This is a genomic window from Xanthomonas hydrangeae (assembly GCF_032697525.1).
In the GTDB taxonomy this organism is placed as follows: Bacteria; Pseudomonadota; Gammaproteobacteria; order Xanthomonadales; family Xanthomonadaceae; genus Xanthomonas; species Xanthomonas hydrangeae.
Window position 1 is genome coordinate 2,910,760 of the sequence record NZ_CP103836.1, and the last position, 20,912, is coordinate 2,931,671.

The following is a 20,912-nucleotide window of genomic DNA, read 5'->3' on the forward strand; positions in this document are numbered from 1 at the left end:
CGGGAATCGGGAATCGTAAAGGCGGGTTGTCGGCGAGTTGGAAAGACGGGAATCACGAAGAGTGCGCAGCCAACCGCTCTTCCCATTCCCGATTCCCGACTCCCGATTCCCCGCCTCACTACAGTGAGGCACCATGAGCACTATCCGTTGCGACATCGTCAGCGCCGAGAAGGAAATCTTCCACGGTGAGGCGACGCTGGTCGTGGCCACCGGCGAACTGGGCGAGCTGGGCATTGCGCCCAAGCACGCGCCGCTGATCACGCGGCTGAAGCCGGGCAAGGTGGTGGTCACCACCGCCAGCGGCGAGCAGCTGGACTTCGCCATTTCCGGCGGCATCCTGGAAGTGCAGCCGCAGGTGGTGACCGTGCTGGTCGACACCGCGGTGCGTGCCCAGGACATCGATGAAGCTGCGGTACGCAAGGTCAAGGAAGAGGCCGAACGTCTGTTAGCCAACCGTGGCGACGCGGTGGATGTGGCGGAAGCGCAGCGTCGGTTGGCAGAGGCGACCGTGCAGTTGCAGGCGCTGGAGCGCTTGCGTCGTACGCTGAAGCACTAAGCGCACGATGGCGTGCGCCCTCGCGGCGCGTGCCAGCGTGATAACAGATGTGTAGCCACACGCAGGTGTGGCGACGGAATCGCCGACCATCGTGTCGGCGTTTTCGTTTTTGGGGATGCGCCTGCGTGGCGCGGTCCACCTGCACCGGGGGAGCAGGCACACTGCGTGCCTTGCGCGATGCCGCCTGCTGCAGGCGGCGCGGCCTCTCACCCATGCACGTTGAGGAACACCCAATGACCCGCACGATCGATGGCTTTCGCAGTTACGCGCTGACCGGCCTGCTGGCCGTCGCACTGCTGGGCTGCGCACTGCCGGCGCGTAGCCAGCCGCCGCTGGATCCGTTGCTGGATCGCATCGTGCAGCGCAATGCGATCGGCGATGCGGTGGCGCTGAGCAAGTGGGACAGCGGCAAGCCGGTGCTGGATCAGACCCGCGAGGCGGCGGTACTGCAGAGCGTGCGCGATCAGGCCGCTGCGCACGGGCTGGATGCCGACGATGCGGCGCGTTTCTTTGCTGCGCAGATCGAGGCCAACAAGGCAGTGCAGTACGCACTGTTGAATCACTGGCGCGAACGCGGACGCGCGCCGGACACCGCACGTCCGGATCTGGCGACGTTGCGTGTGCGCCTGGATCGGCTGCAAGGCGAATTGCTCGATGCATTGGCCGACGTTGCACCCTTGCGCGCGGCACCCGAGTGCCCGGCCAGCACCGCGCGCGCAGCAGCGCATTACGCGGCGCAATGGCAACTGGATGCGCTGCATCGCGCCGCACTGGTGCGTGGTTTGGGCGATTTCTGCCACTGATCTGGCTTGATGGGTGGGGTGTGCACTTGCCCGTTCGATGCCACGAGGCTGGCTGACGAATACGCCGACCATGCGTGCTTGTCGCTTGGCGAGGCATCGCCTTGCTGGATCGCCAACCTAGTGTGCGCGCGAGGATGTCACTGCCGTTCGTCCCCTCGGGAAGGGGCGCTCCATCCATTGGCGATAGATGAGTGCGGCCACTCCTGGGCGGGCTTTCCGCGCACACCAACGTCGATTGACCCGCCTGGCGCGGCGAGACGGCAGCACCCTTGCGCGCGCATGCGTGCATCGCTCAGCGATACACCACATGCCGGCCAAGAAAAAACGACACGATCGCCAACCCGCCTTCCACCAGCGGTTTGGCCAGCCAGGCCTGACGCAGGCCGAGCAGATCCACCGTCGCCGACAGCAGCCAGGTGCTGATGAGTGTGAGCACCAGCCACATCACCGCAAAGCGCCGGAAGCGCTGCCAGCCCAGACGTGCACCGCCTTCCCGGGCGAAGGTGTAGCGGCCGTTGAGCCAGAAGCCGAGCACTGCACCGCTGATGCGCCCGAGCAGATTGGCAGGCACTGTCGGCATGCCCGCCGCCGTGGCGGCAATGAAGATGCCGCAATCCACAGCCAATTGCAGGGCGCCAATCAGGATGAACTGGCTGCCTTGGCGGAACAGACTCATGCGGGCCGGGTGATCGTGAGAGGGCGCTCATGCTAACGGCAGCGGCGCTTAAAAATCGTAATCACCAAAAGACGGCGATGCGGTAACGACGCGCTGCCGAGACAGCGACTAGAATTTGTCCATCTCACGTTTTGGAACGCTTCGATGACTTTGCCCCTGCACGTCGTGATCCTGGCCGCGGGAGAGGGCAAGCGCATGCGCTCGTCCCTGCCCAAGGTGCTGCAGCCGCTTGCCGGCCAGCCGATGCTGGCGCACGTGATCGCCACTGCGCGGCAGTTGCAGCCAGCCGCGATCCATGTGGTGCACGGGCACGGTGGTGAGCAGGTGCAGGCGGCGTTCGCTGTGCAAAGCGATCTGCACTGGGCCGAGCAACGTCAGCAACTGGGCACCGGGCATGCGGTGCAGCAGGCGATGCATGCGATTCCGGACGCAGCCACGGTGCTGGTGTTGTACGGCGATGTGCCGCTGATCCAGTCCAACGACTTGCTGCAACTGCTGCACGCACCCGGGCGCATGGCGGTGCTGGTGGCCGATGTGCCCAATCCCACCGGTTACGGCCGCATCCTGCGCGATGCCGAAGGCAAGGTCGCCGCGATCGTCGAGCAGAAGGATGCCAACGACGAGCAGCGCCGCCTCCGCACCATCAACACCGGCATCCTCACCGCCGAATCCACGGCGCTGCGTCGTTGGCTGAGTGGTTTGTCGAACCAGAATGCGCAGGGCGAGTTCTACCTCACCGATGTGTTTGCCAGCGCCGCGGCCGATTTCACCCCGGCCGACATGGTGCATGTGAGTGATCCGCAGGATGTGGAAGGTGCCAACGACCTGTGGCAACTCGCGCTACTGGAGCGCGCCTGGCAGACACGTGCGGCACGTGCGCTGTGCCTGCGCGGCGTGCGCATGGCCGACCCGGCGCGCGTGGAGCAACGCGGCACGGTGACAGTGGGCAATGACGTGCAACTGGATATCGATGTGATTCTGGAAGGCGAGGTGACGCTGGGCGATGGCGTGGTGATCGGCCCGTTCGTACGGCTGCGCGATGTCACGCTCGGCGCGGGTACGCAGGTGCGCGCGCACTGCGATCTGGAAGGCGTGGTGACCGAGGGCGCAGCGATGATTGGCCCGTTCGCGCGACTGCGGCCTGGCACCGTATTGGCCGACGGCGTGCATATCGGCAACTTTGTCGAGACCAAAAAGGTCACGATGGGCGTGGGCAGCAAGGCCAACCATCTGACCTATCTGGGCGATGCGGTGATCGGCAGCAAGGTCAACATCGGCGCCGGCACCATCACCTGCAACTACGACGGCGTCAACAAGTCGCGGACCACGATCGGCGATGGCGCCTTTGTCGGCTCCAACAGCGCGTTGGTGGCACCGGTCGCCATCGGTGCCATGGCCAACATTGGCGCAGGCTCGGTGATCACCCGCGATGCGCCTGCCGGCCAGCTCAGCGTGGCGCGTGCGCGTCAGACCGTGATCGAAGGCTGGGAGCGTCCGACCAAGAAATAGCGGTGGCTGCATGCGGCTTGGTCGTACTGCACCGCATGCTGCACCTGCGCGGTGCAGCGACGATACTGGCGGCCCACGCACGTCGCCAACGATTACGAGGTGCCCGATGCAAACGCGACGCGACGCACTGCTGTTGATGGTGTTCTTGGCAGCGCTGCTACCAGGCGCGGTATCTGCACAGACCTTTCGGCTGTATCTGGCGCCGGATGGCAACGACACCGCAGCGGGCACCAGTGCCTCGACGGCGTTGCGTAGTTTGAGTGCAGCCCAACAGCGCTTGCTCGAACGGCGCCCCACCGGCGCGGTGGATGTGGTGATTGCCGCGGGCATGTATTTGCGGCAGTCGGTGCAATGGACATTCACCAACGGCGCGTCCATTCGCTTCATCGCAGCATCCGATGCCGCCACGCCACCGTGGTTCGATGGACGCGGTGGCGCGACCTGGTTCACGCTGAAGGGCGGCGCCAATGCCGCCACGTGGCTGACCTTCGCCGGTTTGAAAGTCAGCAATTACTGGATGGCAATGGATCTGGGCAGCAGCAAACGTAGCCAGGACGGCAACAGCGGCAACGTGATCCGCAATATGACCTTCGAGCGGATCGGCGGCATCCATGGCAGCAGCAGCGAGGCTGCGTATTCGTTCGCGGCGATCCGCTTGCAGAATTCGCGCGACAACCGTATCGAACGCAATCGCTTCGTGTCGATCGAAAACGACACCAAGACCTCGGGCTTCATCCATGCGCTGTATCTGGCGCGTCACTCCTCCGGTAACCGCATCGAAGGCAATACCTTTACCGACGTCAACGGCGATGCGGTACGCACCCGCGATGCTTCGGACAACACGTATGTCGGTGCCAACCGCTTCGTCCGGGCCGGCAAGTACGCGGCGTTTTCGGACTGGATCAAGCCTGAAGGCGAGTGTCCCTCGCAAGGTGGGCAGTTCTTCGACAACACGGTGGATGCCGGCTATTACGGCGCGATCGACGCCACGCGAACGACGGGTGCAGACGATGCCTGTGGTGCGTTGAAGAAGCCGCGAATCGAAGAGCGTGGCACGCTTCGTGGCGAGTGAAGCCCTCATCAAACGGTTGCTCGCTACAGCTTGCAGCGAACTAACCGGCCACCGCAGACGGCAGCAACAAGGTGACGCATAATCCGCCGTGTTCGCGATTGTGCAGCGAGATGCGTCCGCCGTGGGCTTCGGCGATCTCGCGGGTGAGCGCAAGCCCGAGCCCGGTGCCGTTGCGCTTGGTCGAGTAGAACGGCATCAGCGCGTTATGCAGCACGGCCTCGTTCATGCCGTTGCCGCGGTCCAGCACCTCGATACGTAGCCACTGCGGCACCCGGGTGACGCGTACGGCGACATCGCTGTTAGGCGGCTGCGCTTCGCTGCAGGCTTCGTGCGCGTTCTTGAGCAGGTTGAGCAATGCCTGTTCGATCTGCGCCGCATCGATACGGCTGGAGACATCGCTCAGCGCGCCTTGCAGCTGAAACGGAATCTGCTGCCGCAAACGCTCCAGAAACGGCGCCCATTCGATGGTCTGCAGCTGCGGTTGCGGCAACTTGGCAAAGCGTGCATAGCCGCGGATGAAGCCTTCCAGATGACGTGCGCGTTCTTCGATGGTTTCGAACACCGTGCCGAGCCGGTCGGTGCGCTCGCGACGCAGCAACTCGGCGCCGGAGTGCGCCAGCGAGGCGATCGGTGCGAGCGAGTTGTTCAATTCATGGCTGATCACGCGGATGACCTTCTTCCAGGTCTGCACTTCCTGGCGCCGCAACTCGGTGGTCAAGGTGCGGATCAGCAACAGCTCGTGGCCGCGACCGTTGAGATGGAAACTGCGGCGTGACAGGTGATAGATCTGCTCGTCGTCTTCGTCATCGCCGTCTTCGCGTACTGCGAACAGACAATCGCCGCCGCGCGCGAGTGCATCGCGCAATTCGTTCGGCATGCGGCCGAGCACGTCGTCCAGGTGCTGGCCTTCGAGTTTGCGGCCGTCATGCAGCAGCTTGCGCGCAGCATTGTTGGAGAAACCAATACGGCGCACGCCATCGCCGCCAACTACCACCAGCAGCATCGCCACGGGGGTGTTTTGCAACATGGTGTCGAGCATCAGCTCGCGCTGCACCAGATTGCGCCGTTGCGCGCGCAGCACCTCGCCCAGCTCTGCGTGCGCCTGCACCAGCTGCGCCAGCTCGTCGGTGCCGCGCCAGTACACGCCGAAGTTGTATTCGCCATCGCGGTAGCTGCTGGTGGTGCCGGCCAGTGCGCGGAACAGCGAGCGCATCGGCGCTGTGGCGCGTTGCAGGCTCCACCACATCGTCGCCAGCAACACGATGGCGGAGATCACCGCCACTTCCCAGCCGCGATCCAGCCAGTACGCGGTGAACCAAGGCAGGGCGGCGGCCAGCACCAGCACCGGCAGCAAGCGCAGGAACAGCGAGAAGGTGAAGGAACGTGGCTGCCACATGCTCAGGCTTACTCCTGGCTGATGCCGTAGCGGTCCATGCGCCGGTACAGCGCCTGCCGGCTCAGCCCCAGCTCGGCAGCGGCCTGGGCGATGACGCCTTGCGCGCGCGCCAGTGCCTGCTCGATCCGGGCGCGATCCGGCTCGCCGGCGGTCGGCGCGGCCGGGCGCGCTGCGGCCGCGCGTGGCAGGTTCAGATCGCTGGCCTCGATGCGCGCACCTTGCGCGAGCAGGGACGCACGTTGCAGCACGTTGCGCAGCTCGCGCACGTTGCCGGGCCAGGCGTGCCGCTGCAAGGCATCACGCGCCTGGGTGGACAAGGGTTTTTCGCCGGCCAGGAAGTGCTCGGCCAACGGGCCGATATCGCCGGGGCGTTCGGCCAGGGCCGGCAACGCGATTTCCACCGTATTGAGGCGGTAGTACAGATCCTCGCGGAAGCTGCCCTCGCGGATCATCGTTTGCAGATCGGCATTGGTGGCGCTGATCACGCGCACCTTGGCGTGGCGTTCGCGATTGGAGCCCAGGCGCTCGTAGCGGCCGGTTTCCAGCACGCGCAACAACTTCATCTGACCTGCCAATGGCAGGTTGCCGATTTCGTCGAGAAACAGCGTGCCGCCATCGGCCGCTTCGAACTTGCCTTCGCGCGCCTTGTTCGCACCGGTGTAGGCACCAGCCTCGGCACCGAACAATTCTGCTTCGATCAATTCACCGGGCAGTGCGCCACAGTTGAGCGCGATGAACGGGCCGTTCTTTGCCGGCGAGTTGGCCTGAATGATCTCGGCGATCTTCTCCTTGCCGCTGCCGTTGGGGCCTGTGATCAGCACCGGCAGGTCCGAGCGTGCGACCTGGCAGGCGAGCGCGATCGCGCGTTCGCTGGCCGGGTCGGCGAACACCGCGCCGCGTAGATCGTAACGTTGGGTCAGCTGCTCGCGACCGCGCCGCTCGCGTTCGCGACGGCGTTCCAGTTCGCGGCGTGCTTCGGAGAGTTCCAGCAGGTTGTTGACCGTGGTCAGCAGCTTGGTGTCGTCCCAGGGCTTGGCGATATAGTCGGCCGCACCGGCCTTGACCAGGCCCACCGCGCTGCCCAGATGAGTCCAGGCGGTGAGCAGAATCACCGGTAGATCGGGGTGGCGCTGACGGATCTGCGCAAACAGCGCTTCGCCCTCTTCGCCGGAGGTGGTGTCTGCGGTGAAGTTCATGTCCTGGATCACCAGATCGAACCCTTGCTCATCCAGCAGTGCTAACCCGGCCTGCGGCGAATGCGCATGCCGCGCTTCGATGTCGTGTAACGAAAACAGCACCTCCAGCGCGGTGGCCACGGCGGTGTTGTCGTCGATGATCAAAATCTGCGGCATCGCGTTGCTCGATGATGGGGGCTGGCAGGAAGGGCTATCAGAACAGGATTCGGTGCGTGGCGGAACTGTGCGAGCAACGGAGTGCGTGTGCCTGACAGACCTCAGCCAGACGGGGCTGATTCCGGCAATGCAGTGATCGTCTGATCAGTGCAACGAAGTTGGCAACACAGATACGTCGATGCCGACCTCAAGCGCAGGTCCTGGCGCCATGTCGGACCTCAGGGCGAGGCAGGAGCCTGTGACGCAGACGCCTTGGGTAGAGGGGGCGGTGGCGGCGGAATCAGCGGTGCCTAGGCGACCGCTGTCCATGTCACGCTGCGTGATGCCATCTGGCAGGATCTGCGCAACATTGCTGCGTTCTGCGCGCCAGCGGGTCGACATAGCGACCGCTGACGCACCGTCATCCCCTCACGCGCTACGCGTGGCCACCGCTGGCGGCACCATCGCGGCGCGACGTGCAGGCCAGAACACGGCCAGCTGGCCCAGCACCCACAACAACAATGCGCCGATCGGCAAGTACATGACAGGCAAGCGTGGCAGCTCGTAGCGCGCCATCAGCCAGAGGTTGATCGAGTAGGCCATCAACATGCCGAGCACGATGCCGATCGAGGCGAGCAGGAAGTTTTCGATCTGAAAGTAACGCAGGATCTGGCCTCGTGTCGCACCCAGTGCGCGGCGGATGCCGATCTGCTTGGTGCGTTGCTGCACCCAGAAACTAGCCAAGCCAACGATGCCCAGCGCGGTGACGATCAGCAGGGCAATACTCATGGTGACCAGTAGCCAGGACATAGCGCGATCCTGGCGATAGTAGTCGCGACGCATGTCTTCCAGCGTCTTCTGCTCCTGGATGATGCGGCTTGTACTGTTCTTCTCCAGAATTGCAACCGCTTGACGCAGTACTTCCTGCCGTCGTTCTGGATCCGTCCGTAGCAGGTAGCGATGTCCATCCTTATAGGAGATTTTGATGGGAGACAGCATCGAGTCGTCATAGACGGCATCACCGCCGAAGTCGTTGACACGTGCGAAGTGCTCCACGATGCCGACGATCTTGCTCGGCGTGTCTCCGGTGTAGATGGATTTGCCTAAAGCCGATTGCCCTGGAAACAACTTTTCTGCTGCGCTCTTGCTAAGAATGACGCTGGGAACCTTGGCCTTGTCATCATCATTCCAGCTGAATTCACCTTCGGTGAAACGTCGTCCCTGCACCAATTTCAAGCCTAGCGTATCGAGCGTTTGAGCATCGCCATTGTAAGAGTTGACGTCGAGGGTCGAGACCCGTTGATCAGCGGTCAATTTGAGGCCTGTGACCCATAAGCTATCGCCAAAAGGGACCTGGCTGACAGAGGAGGCGAACTTGACGCCGGGGATCCTGCGTAGCGCAGCCAGGTCCGTTTCGGTCAGTGCATTTGCGTTCTCGTCGAGCCCGATGCCGGCGATACTGATGCTGACGATCTCATTTTCGGCCAAACCACTGGGACGTTGTATGCGCTCCAATCGGTTACCGATGAGGAAGAGCGCATTCGAAACGATGGCGCAGCTGAGCGCAACCTCTAGGACGATCAGCGCGGCGGCCGTCTTATGGCGCCGCAGCGTGGACAGGATGGGGCGGATTTCCATGGAAGGTTTCCTTGATGGTTGCTGGCTGCGGCCGGCGGCGTGAAACGCGCTCGGCCGAAGGCATCACTGAGACTTGAGTTGGATGGCAGGAGCGACCTGACAGGCACGCCACGCCGGCAGCATTCCCGCCAGTACGCTCGCCAGCAAGGCTAGTAGGAATGTGGTGAGCAACATGGCCGGATCCAGGTGGGCAAGATCTGCGTAGCTGGTCGGCTGTTGTCGCATTCCCCAGAGTCCAAGACCGGCCAGGCCGAGACCGAGAATCCCGCCGGTCAATCCGATCGCTCCTGCCTCCACCAATGCCTGTGCGAAAATGCTGCGCTTGGTGGCACCCAGAGCCCTGCGTACCCCGATTTCTCCACTGCGCCGCATGAACTTGGCCAGCATCAGGCCCACGGTGTTGACAAGGCAGACCAACAGGAAGCCGAATGCCAGCCAGGTCTGCAGGCGGACATCGCTCGGTACCACTTTCTTGAAGTCCAGCCATTCCATCAGACTACGCAACTGCACATTGGTAGGTCGCTCAAAGCGTCCTGCTCGCCGTTGCAGCTCCGAATAGTTCTCCAGATATTGCAGATACGCTGCAGCCTTCTGTGGCGTTTCCAGCTGTACCCAGTACTGGATCCAGGCACAGGGCTCATTGATGTCGTCCCCACTTGCGCTACCTCCCGCCCCCCAGCAGGAACGCGAGCCGCTGGTCGCGAACTTCTGTTCGATCGCCGTGCTGAAAGGGATGAAGATCTGCTCCAGTTTGGCGTAGCCACCGTTGTTGAGGTCATAAAATTTCGGCGTGAGACGCCAGTCGCGCAGAACACCGACGATGCGTAAGTCCTTGTGATCCACACGCACGGTGCGTCCCACGCTGTTTTCGCCACTGAAGAGTTTTTTGTTCAGCGCTTCGGACAGAACCGCCACGCGCGCACGGTTGCTGTCATCGCTCGTTGACCAAGCGCCCCCATAGAGAAAAGGGGTGTCGAACATCGGGAAAAAGTCGGTTGACGTATAGCGTGCGTCAAGCGAGAACGGGCGCAGGGAAGCGTTGTCTGGCTCCACAGCGACATTGCCGCCACTCATCATCGCCTGGCGATCGGCGCGTTTCTCGCGTAACAGGGCCTCGGCATCGAAGCGGGTCAGTTGCTCAAGTGCTTCCGTACCACGGTGATCACGTGAGCGGGCATCCAATTGTGGGATGAAAATTGTTTGGCTTCGGCCGGGCAACGGATCGCCAGACAGAACATAGAACACCGTCAAGGTGGTCATGCTGGCGCCGATGCCGAGTGCGATCGCCAGCACCATCAGCGCGGTGAGTATCTTGTTGCGGCGGAAGCTGCGCACCGCCAGAGTGAAGTAATAGCCGAACATGAAAGTCTTCCTTTAGTCGGCCAGGGTGGGCGCTGTCACGGGCGCACGCATCAGGCTGGGATTGCGTTCCAGATCGGTGGCCTGGCCGTCGACGATGTGCACATTGCGCTGCGCGCGTGCGGCCAGTTCCGGGTCATGGGTGACCATCACGATGGTGGTGCCCTGGCTGTTGATCTCTTCCAGCAGTTCCATCACTCCGCGTGCCATCTGCGAGTCGAGATTGCCGGTGGGTTCGTCGGCCAGCAGCAGGCGCGGGCTGCCGGCCAGTGCGCGGGCGATGGCGGCACGCTGCTGCTGACCGCCGGACAGCTCGGTGGGGTAGTGCTTCAGGCGCGAGCCCAGGCCGACCTTGGTCAAGGCCTCTTCGATGCGCTGCTTGCGCTCGGCGGCGGGCATGCCGCGATAACGCAGCGGCACATCGACGTTGTCGAACAGGTTGAGGTCGGGGATCAGATTGAAGCCCTGGAAGATGAAGCCGATCTTCTGATTGCGCAGGCGCGAACGTGCATCGTCGGACAGATGGCTGACGTCTTCGCCATCGAGCAGATACTGCCCGCTGGTGAAGGTTTCCAGCAGCCCGGCCAGGTTGAGGAAGGTGGTCTTGCCCGAGCCGGAGGGGCCGGTGACCGCGACGAATTCGCCTTCGCGCACATGCAGGTCCAGCGAGCGCAGCGCGTGCGTCTCCACCTGTTCGGTGCGGAAGACCTTTGAGACCGATTGCATCTTGAGCATTGCCGAGTCCTTTGCGTAGGAGATGTGTGCGAAAGAGATTTAGAGTGGCTAAGAAAACGTGGCAAGCAGTCGCCAGGTGGCTGCGGACTGCTGCGCAGGGGTATTGGTTGCCGCTGTCAGTGAACGGTGACGCGCGGCGCATCGCCGAAGTTATCTGCACCGGACACCACGACGCGGTCGCCCACCTGCAACCCTGAAAGCACCTGCACCTCGCCCAGGCTGCTGACGCCCATGCGCACCGGGCGGCGCACTGCGGTGTTGCCATCCATCACGTAGGCGTAGCTGCCGCCGGATTGTTCGACGAACGGGCCGCGCTCGACCTTGAGGACGTTGCGGCGGGTGTCCATCACCACGCGTGCGCTCATGCGCTGGCTCTGGCGCAGGCCCGGCGGCTGCTTGTCGGCAAAGCGGATGCGCGCAGTGACTTCGCCGTTGACCACTTCCGGAGACACCGCCGAGATGGCACCCGGAAACGGCTCGCCACTGCCGCTGGTGAGCTGGGCCGGCATGCCGATCGCCAGATCGCGCGCGAAGCTCTCCGGCACCTTGATCTCGACTTCGAACTTGGACAGATCCACCACGCCCAGGATCGGCGCATTCGCAACGACCTGGGTGTGCTGCACCGCCTGCACCTGGCCGACCTGGCCATCGAACGGGGACAATAACGTGAGTGCATCGACCTGGCGTTGCACCTCGGCCACCACCGCGCGTTGACGGTCGGCGAGCAGGCGCTTGTTGCGCGAATCCAGATCCGCACCCTGGCTTTTCAGCGAGGCATCGCGCTGCGCGTGCTGCAGGTCGATATCGGTCTTCTTCAAGGTGTCCTGCGCCTTGGCCAGTTCCACCTGCGGCACGGCGCCGCCATCGTAGCCGCGCTGATAGCGCTCCAGGTCGCGTGCGGCGGCCTGCTTGTCGATCTTGGCCTGGTCGGTGAGCTTGCTGGCGTTGGCGCGGGCCAGCGTGGCATCCAGCCCGGCGCGGCTGGATTCGGCTTCCAGACCGGCCAACGTGGCCTGCTCCTGCGCCAGCTTGCTGCGCAGTTCCGGGCTGTCGATGCGCGCCAGCTCCTGGCCCTGCTTGACCACGTCGCCGGCCACCACGCTCAGCGTCACCGTGCCGGCCGAGATGGCGTACAGCACCGGGCTGTTGGCGGCGATGACGCGGCCGTCGGCGGCGATGTCGCGCACCAGGTCGCCCTGGCTGACGGTGGCGATACGCACCCGGCTGGCATCGAACGAGCGGCTGCCGGCGCTCCACGCAGTGACCGCCCAACCAATACCGGCCAACACGGCGACCGCAGCGATGCCAGGCCATAGCCAACGGCGCCACGGCGCGCTCTGGGCGGATGTACGGAGAACCTGGTCCTGGGCAGAGGTATCGCGAATCATGATCGGCTGGCTCGATGGCGTCACTGCGATGAAGCAGGACCTGTGCCAATTGCCAAGTGGCTGAAAGTAAAGGTCTTTGTGCTCGGGTGGCAGATGTCCGCAGTGTCCGCGGACACCAACGCGGACACGCTGTCCGGGCACGGTCATGCAGCGGACAAGATCGGACACGCTAAAATGCGCGGCTTCGTCTTCAAGGGTTGTCCTATGTGCGGCATTGTCGGAGCGATCGCCGGGCGCGATGTGGTCCCGGTCCTGATCGAAGGACTCAAGCGTCTTGAGTACCGTGGCTACGATTCCTCCGGCATTGCGGTACTCGATGGCGCGCAGCTGCGCCGCGTGCGTCGTACCGGGCGCGTGGTGGAGATGGCGCAGGCAGCGCAGGCCGATCAGTTCGGTGCGATGCTGGGCATCGGCCACACGCGCTGGGCCACCCATGGCGGCGTCACCGAGGCCAACGCGCACCCGCACATCAGTGCCGGCGTGGCGCTGGTGCACAACGGCATCATCGAAAATCATGAAGAGCAGCGCGAGAAGCTGCGCGCGCTCGGCTACACCTTCGAGTCGCAGACCGATACCGAAGTCATCGCGCATCTGATCCATCATCATCTGGGCAGCGCCGGCGATCTGCTGATCGCGCTGCAGCGCACGGTCAAGGAACTCACCGGTGCCTACGCGTTGGCGGTGATGAGCCAGGCCGAGCCGGAGCGCTTCGTGTGCGCGCGCATGGGCTGCCCGTTGCTGATCGGCGTGGGCGACGGCGAGAACTTCGTCGCCTCCGATGTCTCGGCCATCGTGCAGGCCACTCGCCAGGTGATCTTCCTGGAAGAGGGCGACACCGCCGAATTGCGCCGCGATGGCGTGCGTATCTTCGATGGCAACGACGCGCCGGTCCAACGCCCGCTGCATCTGTCGGACGTGTCGCTGGCATCGCTGGAACTGGGGCCGTTCCGCCATTTCATGCAGAAGGAAATCCACGAGCAGCCGCGCGCGCTGGCCGACACCATCGAAGCGGCGATCGATGCGAAAGGATTCCCCGCCTCGTTGTTCGGCCCGAACGCCGAAGCGGTGTTGCGCGACATCGAAGGCGTGCAGATCCTGGCCTGCGGCACCAGTTACTACGCCGGCATGACCGCGCGCTACTGGATCGAGGCGATCGCCGGGCTGCCGTGCAGCGTGGAGATCGCCAGCGAATATCGCTACCGCGCTGCCTACGCCAACCCGAAACATCTGATCGTCACCATCTCCCAATCCGGCGAAACGCTGGACACGATGGAAGCGTTGAAATACGCCAAATCGCTGGGGCATCTGCACACGCTGTCGATCTGCAACGTGCCAGAAAGCGCCATCCCGCGCGCCAGCGAACTGGTCTGTTACACGCGTGCCGGCGCCGAGATCGGGGTGGCCTCGACCAAGGCGTTCACCACGCAGCTGGCGGTGTTGTTCCAGCTCACCATGGTGCTGGGCAAATTGCAGGGACGCATCGGCGAAACAGAAGAAGCGGACTATCTGGAGCAGCTGCGCTTTCTGCCCGGCAGCGTGCAGTACGCCTTGAATCTTGAGCCGCAGATCATGGCCTGGGCCGAGCGCTTTTCGGCCAAGGAAAACGCGCTGTTTCTCGGCCGCGGCCTGCATTACCCGATCGCGCTGGAAGGCGCGCTCAAGCTCAAGGAAATTTCCTATATCCACGCCGAAGCGTATCCGGCCGGCGAGTTGAAGCACGGCCCGCTGGCGTTGGTGGATGCGGCGATGCCGGTGGTGGTGATCGCGCCCAATGACCGCCTGCTGGAGAAGGTCAAATCCAACATGCAGGAAGTGCGCGCACGCGGCGGCGAGCTGTTCGTGTTCGCCGACCAGGACAGCCACTTCAGCGAGTCCGAAGGCGTGCATGTGATCCGCACCCCGCGCCACGCCGGCGTGCTGTCGCCGGTGATCCACACCATCCCGGTGCAGCTGCTGGCGTATCACACCGCGCTGGCACGCGGCACCGATGTGGACAAGCCGCGTAACCTGGCCAAGTCGGTGACGGTGGAGTAGGCGCGGTTGATCGAAAGCTGCGCTCGCTGCAAGGGCGCAGCCGGCGGTGGGAATCCTGCCGGCGACCGCCGATGCAGCACGGCAAGGGCGGGGCGTCATGCATGTGCATCGCGCCTTCGCGACCGCAGAACCCGGATGTCCAGCGACATCGGGCGCGCCGGGCAGCGGCCATCCTAGAGAGGCGCACGCGTTTGAATGCGAACATGGATCACACAGTCGGGTTCGCTTGATGCCGATGTCTCGCTGCGCGAGCCAGGTCACTTTTTCGGACAGGTCGTGCTGTTGCGCGCTTTCGTCAACATGCCGAGGCATCGACACAGCGAAGTGTCTCGGATCCACCCGGCCGTTGCGATGAACATGCGGCCTCGATGCCGCCGGCATGTGGCCACGCACCATGCCGCCATCTGCGCTCGTCGGCACGGGTCGCATTAGCGCTCGACGCCCGGCACTGCCAACCGTTTGGCCCGGAATATGCTTCTGTCTTGGCGAGGGTCCCACCACGCAGGAGGACGTATGCACGAGTCTTTCAAACAGGGCGCGCCGGCCGAGTTGTGGCAGGCGTTGGTACATGAGGCAGGGCAGCGCATCGCGCGGCCGCTGGACGAATCGCGGGAGCATTATCTGGTGTTCGTGTTGCTGCGTTTCCAGCGCGATACGCATCTGCTTTCGCGCACGCAGGCATTGGCGTGGTTGCATGCGCAGGAACAGATGGGCAGTCTGCGTGCCGATCTGCTGCGCGATGTGGGTGATGGCTGTCTGCTGATTGCCGGGCTGTTTCCCGGCGTGGCGCAACGTCGCCGGCTCAGCGTGGACTACTTCATCGACCTGGGACGCGGCGCCTATTCCGATGTGGCCGACACGCGTTGCAGCGATGCCGGCCTGTTCGCGCAACTGGCCGACAACTATCGCGAGTTGGTCCACACGCTTGCCGCACTGCGCCCGCCGCACGAGTGGCAGCGCAGTACTGGCGGACTGTTGCATGCATAGATAAGCGCCACTTCCGGGGCGGTCCCTACAGATGTGGGGACCGCCCCGACTGCCAAGTGCGCGTGATGCGCCCACACTATGTTCGCAACTGAGCGTTCAAGCCGACTGCGGATCGTTGTTCGATTGACCAGGCACTGTGCTATCGGCCGCTGTCCGCGCGGTCTGACAGTGTCTTGTCGCATTGCGTGGGGGACACGCAATGCGACGCCATTTCCAGTGGAAGGACTCTATGAAAGCATTGATTGCGGTGGCGATTTCGGCACTGAGCGGCGTTGCGATGGCTGGCGATGTTCCGCCCGGTTATGCGGGTGTGGGCGGGATGACCTTGCAAGAAATCGACCCGGCCATCTATGCCTACCACTACGACCACGGGTTTGTGGGCGAAGACGCGATGGGGTGGGATCCTGCGCTGCAGTTCGCCTGGTCGCGCATCGCTGCGGCCAAGGTCTGCGGCCAGCAGCCGGTCGAGCAGGAGGCCATCGTTACCAAACTGGTGGCGCAGTACGGCCAGGATGCGGTCGTACATCAGATCAACGGCATCGAATTTCATGAAGTACAGATGCGTGCTTCCAGCGCGTTCTGTACGGCCACGCGTGGGGCAGAGGCGGTGGCAGTGGTACCTGCATTTGTCACTGGCGATTTTTCGACAGCGACGGCCTATGCCGCCGCTGCGGCTGCCGGCACGGTGTTGGTCGCTGCAACAGAAGAGCAGTCCGTTTCACAAACGCAAGCTGATGCCGTCATTGCATCGTCGGCGGATTGGGCGTTGCAGCTTCCGTTGCATGCCAGCATGCGTGTTGGTTCCAACGGCCTACCCAATGGCGACGAAATGTTGCGCGTGGTGCGGCGGGGACACACCGGGGCGGTGGTGGGTTTGCAGATCGCCACCAGCCTGTTCGCGCGCGGCATCGCAGTGTCGTCCTTTGGTAAGGGGCAGCTGAAAGGCGAGAAGATGCAGGCCGTGGGGAATCCCGGATATCAATTGCAGCGCGATGCGGTCAATGCGCGTCTGAAGAGCTACTTCACCGGGCATCCGGCAGCACTGCCGGTGGATCCATTCCCGTTGCAGGTGCTGATGTCCGACTGGCTGCTCGTCTACCAGAGCCTGGCCGATACCACGTCGCCCTACGAGCTGCGCTATGCAGTGACGATCGGCGGTGAGCGCTCGGGCCTTCTGAAGCGCAAGGCCAGCCCGGTCAATCTGGACTGTGCACCGACACCGCGTACCGCCTCGCTGGAGGAGTGGGAAGCCAACGACTACGCACTGGTCAAGGAGGCCGCGCAGGCCTACAGCGAGGAATGTGCCGCAAGATTTGCCGAGCAGTTGCCGCAATGGTTTCCGGACAGAGAGGCTGTTGCCGCCTCCAACTGACGCAGTGCGCTGTACTGGATGGCGGCTGCCTCCGGGCGCATCGGGTTCGTTCAAAGGTGATGGTAGTGTTCTTTGCTGACGCACATTGTTGGAACGCGCCGTTTTGTAACAACTGCCCAGAGCTCGCACGCATAAAAAATGCCCGGGAATCCCGGGCATTTTTTGTTCTGCGTTAGGCCAGCGGCGTATTGGAAATGATCTCTACCCAATAGCCGTCCGGGTCCTTGATGAAGGCCAGGTGCTTCATGCGGCCATCTTCCAGGCGCTTCTGGTACGGCACATTGAGAGCGTCGAAACGCGCGCAGGCGGCGTGGATGTCCGGTACCGAGATGCAGATGTGGCCGAAGCCGCGCGGCTCGCTGTTGCCGTCGTGGTAGACCGGGCCGTCCTGGGTTTCGGTGCCGTGGTTGTGGGTGAGTTCCAGTACGCCGGGGATGCCGGCCATCCACAGACGACGTTCGGTATCTTCTTCGGGGATTGCAGTGTTTTCCGGCAGTAATGCCAGAAAGTACAGACTGAACTTTGCATCGGCAAAATCGCGCGCATCCAGCAGGCGGAAGCCGAGCACACGGGTGTAGAAATCCAGCGAACGCTGGGCATCCTTGACGCGCAGCATGGTGTGGTTGAACACGAAGCCGCTGGTGTCGGCAGGCGCGGCGCTGGCGCCGGGAACGTGTTGCAGGTCGGTCAAAGGCATTGCGGTCTCCTCGATGGAATGGGGGAGCAGGTCTGGCTGCGTTGGACGCCGATAGTAGCGAGGCAATGGTTGTCGGTATGTCTGCATTGCGTCAGCCGGTGATCCGACCGCGCCGCGTTCTGGTTGATCGCGGCAGAGAGCATGACCTGCACGGCTCAAGGTAGTGGCATGGGCCCGACTCCGAACGGTCGGGCCCATGCGCACAGCGGCTGTCTCAGAACCAGATGCGCACGCCGGCAACGAAGCGGCTGTCGCGCGTTGGTTCGTCTTCGATCGCGGTGCGTCTGGCGGTGTCACCGAAGCTGCGGCTGTGTACCCAGCCGATATAGGGCGCGAAACGGCGGGTGATTTCGTAGCGCAGCCGTAGGCCGAATTCGGCCTGCTCCACTCCGTTGTCGATGTCGCGCCGGTCATCGTCGGTCAGGGCGATACTGACTTCCACGCGCGGTTGCAGGATCAGCCGGTTGGTCAGCAGCACCTCGTACTCGCCTTCCAGTCGCAGTGCGGCACGGCCGCCGCTGCCGATGTAGAGCGTGGCTTCGGTCTCGAACTTGTAGGGCGCCAGTCCCTGCATGCCGAACGCGGCCCAGCTGCGATGCTCGCCCGCGCCGATAGCCTGACGTGCGCCAATCAGCAGGTCCCACCATGGCGAGATGGCGTGGCCATAGAACGCCTCCACCGATGCGTCCTGCGTGCGCCCGTCGTGCCGCTCGCCTTCGCTGCGCAGCCACAGCCGGTCGATGTCGCCACCGATCCATGCGCGTGCTTCCCAATCCTGACCACTGCCGCGGTTGGTATTGGACGCTTCCAGTCGATCGAGCAACACGTAGTGATTGATGCCTGCCGCGTGCATCGCATGGTGCTGCAGAGGTGCAAATGCCGCAGCGATCTCTTCGGCAGTGGGCTCGGGAATAGGCTCGCGCGGCAGTGCGCTGGTGGTGGGCGATGCCGGCGTTTGGGTTGCCGCTTCCATGTGCAGCGCATGCTGCATGTTGGTGTGATCCATCGGCCCATGCTGACCTGGCCCATGTTGCATCGACGCGTGCCCCATCGACGCATGGTCCATTGCCCCATGGTCCATGTCTGCCTGGGGCTGCTGGCGGTGACCCGGTTGTGGAGTCGTAGAGGCCTGGTGTGCTGCATGCTTGACGTCGGCGTGCTGCATGCCTGCGTGATGCATCGATGGCGGCGATGTCAAAACGTCGGCTTGCACCGGGCGTTGCGCAGGTGTGCTGTCGGCAGCGTCTGCCGATGGCGACGCGGTGCCGGTGTGTTGCAGATGCGCGTGATCCATCTGCATCGCATCTGCGCTCTCCTGCGCAGATGGCGGCGATGCCTCTGTCGCGGTGGACGTCTGCGGCTGGGCAGCCGTTGCGTGGTCGGCCATCTGCATTGCATGCGTGCCATCGGCATGCGCGGATGAATCCATCGCCTCAGGCACATGCTCCTGTGCAGTAGCCGATGCGCTCAGCAGCAGTGCGAGCAGCACCACGTCTTGCGTACGAAGCGCGCTCATGCCTCCACCCGCACTTCGCGCATCATGCCCGCTTCCATGTGGTAGAGCAGATGGCAATGGTAGGCCCAGCGGCCCAGCGCATCTGCACGCACGCGGTATGTGCGGCGGGTGCCTGGCGGCATGTCGATGGTGTGCTTGCGTACCTGGAAATGGCCGTTGGCATCTTCCAGGTCGCTCCACATGCCGTGCAGGTGAATGGGGTGCTGCATCATGGTGTCGTTGACCAGCACGATGCGCAGCCGCTCGCCGTACTGCAGCCGCAAGGGCTCTGCCGAAGCGAAGGCGATGCCATCGAATGACCAGGCGAATTTTTCCATATGGCCGGTCAGATGCAGCTCGATCTCGCGCCCGGGCTCGCGCCCATCCGGATCCTCGAACACGCTGTGCAGGTCGGCGTAGCACAGTACGCGGCGGCCGTTGTCGCGCAGGCCAACGCCGGGGTCGTCCAGGCGCGGCGCAGTGGCATTGCTGCGCATGTCGATCAGCGGATTGCCGTCTTCGCTGGCGGGGTGGTGCGGTGCCTTGCTCTGCGCATTGTTGTTTGCATGCCCGTGCATCTGCATGGTCGGCATCGCCATCGCGTGCGCTGCGTGTGGATCGCCCTGCATCGCATCACCGCCGTGCATGGCGTGATCTGCATGCGCCATGCCATCGCCATGCCCCATATCCTGCATGGTCAGGATCGCGCGCCGATCCAGTGCCGGAATCGGCGCCTGCAAGCCATGCCGCACCGCCAGCGTGCCGCAGGCAAATCCGGTACGACCCATGTCCTGCGCGAACAACGTAAATGCGTCCTGGCCGATGGGTTCGACAATCACGTCGAAGGTTTCTGCAGCAGCTATGCGCAGCTCGTCCACGCTCACCGGGTGCACGTATTGGCCATCGGCCGCCACCACGGTCATGCGCAGACCGGGAATGCGGATGTCGAAATAGGTCATCGACGAGCCGTTGATGAAACGCAACAGTACCTTCTCGCCGGGCTTGAACACCCCGGTCCAGTTGCCTGCCGGCGCGACGCCGTTGAGCAGGTAGGTGTAGGTATTGGCGTTGACGTCGGACAGGTCGGTGGGGGTCATGCGCATGCGCCCCCACATGCTGCGATCGGCCAGCGTTGCGCGCACGCCGTCTTCGCGCGCATCGCGCAGAAAATCGCCCACGGTGCGCTGCGCGTAATTGTCGTGGCTGGGCATCTGCTTGAGCCGGCGGAACAACGCGGCCGGCTCCAGGTCGGTCCAGTCCGAGAGCAACACCACATGCTCGCGATCGTGCCGATACGGCGGCGGTGTCAGCGGGTCGATGACGATCGCGCCGTACAGGCCGGCCTGCTCCTGAAACATCGAATGGCTGTGGTACCAGTAGGTGCCGGACTGGCGCAGCGCGAAGCGGTAGTGATACTCCTGGCCCGGCGCGATGCCGTCAAAGCTCATGCCCGGCACGCCATCCATGTTGGCCGGCAGCAACAGGCCGTGCCAATGCACCGAGGTAGGCTGGTCGGCCAGCGCGTTGCGCACGCGCACGCTCACCATGTCGCCCTCGCGCCAGCGCAGCGTGGGCGCGGGCAGGCTCTGGTTGACGGTAATGGCGGTGCGCGTGCGCCCGGTGAGGTTGACCGGCATGCGGCCGATCTGCAGCGATTGGCTGCTGCCGCGCAGGACCGGCGTGCTTACCGGGTTGGACGCACGCGCATCGCTGCGCCACAGGCCGGTGCTTGCGACAACACCGCCCAGGGCGATGCCCTGAACGAAGCGGCGCCGGCTCAGGCCGCCGTTGGAGGGTGGATCGAAAGAAGTGGGATCGAAAGACATGACATCTCCGCTGCGGCCCACCGAGGAGGGCGGACGCA

Annotated in this window: 17 protein-coding genes; 7 read left to right on the top strand and 10 right to left on the bottom strand. The window is 63.8% G+C overall.

The features are described from left to right. Positions 1-133: 133 nt before the first annotated feature. Both NYR97_RS12325 and NYR97_RS12330 read left to right on the top strand, forming a co-directional pair. Positions 134-556 carry a F0F1 ATP synthase subunit epsilon gene (locus NYR97_RS12325; RefSeq protein ID WP_006450428.1) on the top strand — a complete coding sequence of 141 codons (423 nt, stop codon included), beginning with the start codon at positions 134-136 and terminating at the stop codon, positions 554-556. 233 nt (positions 557-789) lie between these two features. After that, entirely contained in the window at positions 790-1,359 is a 570-nt protein-coding gene (locus NYR97_RS12330; RefSeq protein ID WP_210762277.1) for a chorismate mutase, read from the top strand. A gap of 292 nt (positions 1,360-1,651) precedes the next feature. Here the strand turns inward: NYR97_RS12330 and NYR97_RS12335 are convergent, their stop codons facing one another. After that, on the bottom strand, positions 1,652-2,035 hold the full coding sequence (locus NYR97_RS12335) for a GtrA family protein (protein WP_205392541.1): 384 nt from the start codon (positions 2,033-2,035) through the stop codon (positions 1,652-1,654). A 144-nt stretch (positions 2,036-2,179) separates the two neighbouring features. On the opposite strand from NYR97_RS12335, the gene glmU reads away from it, so the two are divergent. Both glmU and NYR97_RS12345 read left to right on the top strand, forming a co-directional pair. Further along, positions 2,180-3,544, top strand: a complete 1,365-nt coding sequence (gene glmU / locus NYR97_RS12340; RefSeq protein WP_316693461.1) for a bifunctional UDP-N-acetylglucosamine diphosphorylase/glucosamine-1-phosphate N-acetyltransferase GlmU — start codon at positions 2,180-2,182, stop codon at positions 3,542-3,544. Positions 3,545-3,650: 106 nt separating this feature from the next. Then, positions 3,651-4,616, top strand: a complete 966-nt coding sequence (locus NYR97_RS12345) for a right-handed parallel beta-helix repeat-containing protein (RefSeq protein ID WP_316693463.1) — start codon at positions 3,651-3,653, stop codon at positions 4,614-4,616. A 40-nt stretch (positions 4,617-4,656) separates the two neighbouring features. On the opposite strand, the gene NYR97_RS12350 is transcribed toward NYR97_RS12345, so the two are convergent. The 6 genes from NYR97_RS12350 to NYR97_RS12375 form a co-directional block, all read right to left on the bottom strand. Continuing rightward, positions 4,657-6,012: a sensor histidine kinase gene (locus NYR97_RS12350; protein WP_316693465.1), complete on the bottom strand. Its 1,356-nt coding sequence runs from the start codon at positions 6,010-6,012 to the stop codon at positions 4,657-4,659. Between the two features lie 8 nt (positions 6,013-6,020). Then, entirely contained in the window at positions 6,021-7,364 is a 1,344-nt protein-coding gene (locus NYR97_RS12355) for a sigma-54-dependent transcriptional regulator (protein WP_316693468.1), read from the bottom strand. Positions 7,365-7,772: 408 nt separating this feature from the next. Continuing rightward, positions 7,773-8,981 (bottom strand): ABC transporter permease, encoded by a 1,209-nt coding sequence (locus NYR97_RS12360; RefSeq protein WP_210762273.1) that lies wholly within the window; start codon positions 8,979-8,981, stop codon positions 7,773-7,775. 63 nt (positions 8,982-9,044) lie between these two features. Then, a complete protein-coding gene (locus NYR97_RS12365; RefSeq protein WP_316693471.1) occupies positions 9,045-10,343 on the bottom strand; it encodes an ABC transporter permease in 1,299 nt (432 codons plus the stop codon). A gap of 12 nt (positions 10,344-10,355) precedes the next feature. Then, positions 10,356-11,075, bottom strand: coding sequence for an ABC transporter ATP-binding protein (locus NYR97_RS12370; protein WP_316693473.1), 720 nt, complete (start codon positions 11,073-11,075; stop codon positions 10,356-10,358). Positions 11,076-11,191: 116 nt separating this feature from the next. Then, positions 11,192-12,463, bottom strand: a complete 1,272-nt coding sequence (locus NYR97_RS12375) for an efflux RND transporter periplasmic adaptor subunit (protein WP_316693475.1) — start codon at positions 12,461-12,463, stop codon at positions 11,192-11,194. A gap of 204 nt (positions 12,464-12,667) precedes the next feature. On the opposite strand from NYR97_RS12375, the gene glmS reads away from it, so the two are divergent. From glmS to NYR97_RS12390, 3 genes are all read left to right on the top strand, one after another. Continuing rightward, the gene (gene glmS, locus NYR97_RS12380; protein ID WP_316698204.1) at positions 12,668-14,497 is read left to right on the top strand and encodes a glutamine--fructose-6-phosphate transaminase (isomerizing); all 1,830 of its coding nucleotides are present in this window, start codon (positions 12,668-12,670) and stop codon (positions 14,495-14,497) included. Positions 14,498-15,010: 513 nt separating this feature from the next. Further along, positions 15,011-15,484, top strand: a complete 474-nt coding sequence (locus tag NYR97_RS12385; RefSeq protein ID WP_316693477.1) for a hypothetical protein — start codon at positions 15,011-15,013, stop codon at positions 15,482-15,484. A gap of 229 nt (positions 15,485-15,713) precedes the next feature. Further along, complete coding sequence (locus NYR97_RS12390; protein ID WP_316693479.1) at positions 15,714-16,856, top strand: hypothetical protein; 1,143 nt, start codon at positions 15,714-15,716, stop codon at positions 16,854-16,856. 172 nt (positions 16,857-17,028) lie between these two features. Here the strand turns inward: NYR97_RS12390 and gloA are convergent, their stop codons facing one another. From gloA to NYR97_RS12405, 3 genes are all read right to left on the bottom strand, one after another. Continuing rightward, a complete protein-coding gene (gloA, locus tag NYR97_RS12395) occupies positions 17,029-17,553 on the bottom strand; it encodes a lactoylglutathione lyase (RefSeq protein WP_316693481.1) in 525 nt (174 codons plus the stop codon). A 214-nt stretch (positions 17,554-17,767) separates the two neighbouring features. After that, positions 17,768-18,847: a copper resistance protein B gene (locus NYR97_RS12400; RefSeq protein ID WP_425613073.1), complete on the bottom strand. Its 1,080-nt coding sequence runs from the start codon at positions 18,845-18,847 to the stop codon at positions 17,768-17,770. A 218-nt stretch (positions 18,848-19,065) separates the two neighbouring features. Then, a complete protein-coding gene (locus NYR97_RS12405) occupies positions 19,066-20,895 on the bottom strand; it encodes a copper resistance system multicopper oxidase (RefSeq protein WP_316698205.1) in 1,830 nt (609 codons plus the stop codon). Positions 20,896-20,912 lie beyond the last annotated feature (17 nt).